A 2,455-nucleotide genomic window follows, 5' to 3' on the forward strand; every position below is an offset into this window, starting at 1 on the left:
GAAGGACGGTCATCCGAAAACTCAATGATGATCGGGGTTTCCGGGTGTTCTCGCGGTATCTACTGTCGTGGTCAGGGGCGGAATTGAACCGCCGACCTACGGTTTTTCAGACCGGCCTCACCCTCACACTGATACCGGCTCGACCATTTCGACGCGGGCTTCACACCCCAGAATAGGAAGGACGTGCCCGCAGGGTTAGAACGATCCTTGCCCCGTGCGGATCGGGCTTCAACTACAAACGATGCGAAAGCATCTGAGGTGCTACCGAGAATGAGTTATGGATGCGTCCGGGATTGCCGGGTATCTCGCTGGTGTCAACGGCGAGAACTACGCTTGATTAGATGGCCAACCCCGATGGTCGAGAATCAATGATCCGCCCGGTGCACGAGAGCCCTCGAGAACCGTTATCCAGCCGACGTACCGTAGCCGGGGTAGTCATCGTCGCGCTAGCAGCCTTCGCGGCGATCTTCTTCGCTACCGGGCAAAGCACTCCGCCTCCGGATGCGACGGCGCCGCAAGCCTCCGCGGCTCTATCAACGTCTACCCCGCCCAGTCCAACCGCCTCGTCGACGAGGTTGGCCCCTCCACCCATCGTGTCGTCGACTGCAACCACCGTGGCGGGCGCACCATTGCTTCCCGGAACGATTCTGGGGGCGGGGTGGGAGGACCTGAATTTCGGGCCGCTCAGCGGTGGCCGGAATCGAATGGCCGTCACCTGGACCGGGACCGAACTGTTCGCCTGGGGCGGTTACGTTGGCGGCCTCCCGGAGGTGCCAAGGCCATCGGGATTCCTCCAAGACGGGCACCTGTATGACCCTGAGGCGGACTCCTGGCGTCCGGTGGCCGAGCCTCCCGATGAGCTCTGTCTGCTGGGGCCGGCCGACGCGATGTGGTTGGATCGAGTGGTCCTGGTTTACGGTGTGGCCATCGTGGAGGATGATTGCGCTACGGCGGCGCTCTTCGATCCGGCTACGGATACCTGGCGTGTGCTGCGAGGTGAATTCTTCGACGCCGTACGGGCTGATCTCCAATCAAGCCTGGTGTGGACCGGAGAACTGCTAGTCGCCCCGACCAGAGGCGTCGCATTTGAGCCGACCACCGAAGCGACTATTCATATTCCGGCCGCGTCGGTGGTCGGCGGCTCCTCAAGTCCGGTCCGGGGACATTGGACCGGCGAGCTCGTCGTCGCAATCGGTTCTGGGACGCTACAGACATGGGCAGTCGGCGACGACGCATGGACATCGCATCCGGGACCGCCGGTTCCGAAAATTGCTCGTGACAACGTGTGGACCGACGATGGCCTCTTGGTCGTCAACTATCAGATGGCTACAGCGGTGTGGGGTTCCGAACAGTGGACCCGGATAGGCGATCTTCCGCTGCGATTCTTCGAATGTCTTCCGGGGGCTCTGGTTGCCGCCGGCACGCCGGTCGTGAGAATGTGTTCGGGCTACGCGATCTGGGACCGCGAACGAATGACGTGGATTCCGGTGCCGCTTGAGGATGCCAGTGCACTCGACTTGGGAGCACTCGTGGGAACTGATGACGCTGTCTACTCGGTGGGCCGGAGCCTACGGCGGTACCGGATCGTCCGCACCAACGACGGTTCAATCGTTGCGCCCTCCACAATGCCGGTGGGTGTGATGCAGCTTGATGTTCCCGCGGGGTTCTCTTTTGTGGAGTCGTTTGCCCCGGTCCAGGACCCGGAAGGGTTCGTCTCGGAGGATGAGAGCGTCGGGCTGGTGTTTTCGTCCGATGACAGCACCGCCCCTGTCACCTGCACGGTCACCTCGACCTATGGATACCCCGAGGGAGCCGCGTGGCCTGAGTTCACCGAGAATGGACCCATCGCGGTCTTTCGTCCCGGTCGCTCAACGTTGGATGAAACTGGGAATCCGATCAACATGCTTGAGGGAACTTCGTATCAAGCCGATGACGGATCAATTGGCTTCGCCATACCCGACGAGAACGGCAGCGACGTCGTGTTCATCCACTGCCCAACGTCCGATGATGCCTCAGCCTTCGCGGTCGGGCTCTGGTCGCCATGGGAAGGTGTCGTGACGCCGGTTGCGGTGGACACATTGGACACGAAGCAACACCGGTTGCCCACTCACTGCGGTATCGAATACACGGAACTCGACGGTGCTTTCTGGCTTGCCGATGTGACTGACCTCCCCTTGCTTCCCTACGAAACCGCCATGCGTTGGTCAAACCCGTTCGACGAAGGGACCCTTTCGCTGCTGTCTGACGGGTCGGCGATCTTCCAGGGCAGCCTGGGACTCGTGATGCGGTTCCTACCCGCCCCGTCCGGTTACCAACCGCCCGGTTGTTACTAATGAGCCAACCCTCGAGGTGTCGATCGTCTCGATCCAACGGGCCGGACGTTGGTTTTTCGGCGTCATCGGCCCAAGACCCACGGACCCGGACACCGCACCGATCACCCGATTTCGGACGAGAA

At 61.7% G+C, this 2,455-nt stretch carries 1 protein-coding gene and 1 tRNA gene; one reads left to right on the forward strand and one right to left on the reverse strand.

All coding sequences use genetic code 11. From position 1 onward, the window contains the following. Positions 1 to 68: 68 nt before the first annotated feature. A tRNA-Phe gene (locus JJE47_00285) sits at positions 69 to 135 on the reverse strand. A gap of 206 nt (positions 136 to 341) precedes the next feature. Here JJE47_00285 and JJE47_00290 point away from each other — a divergent pair. After that, a complete protein-coding gene (locus JJE47_00290; GenBank protein MBK5265847.1) occupies positions 342 to 2,333 on the forward strand; it encodes a hypothetical protein in 1,992 nt (663 codons plus the stop codon). Positions 2,334 to 2,455: the final 122 nt, after the last annotated feature.

The organism is Acidimicrobiia bacterium (genome assembly GCA_016650365.1).
In the GTDB taxonomy this organism is placed as follows: Bacteria; Actinomycetota; Acidimicrobiia; order Spongiisociales; family JAENVV01; genus JAENVV01.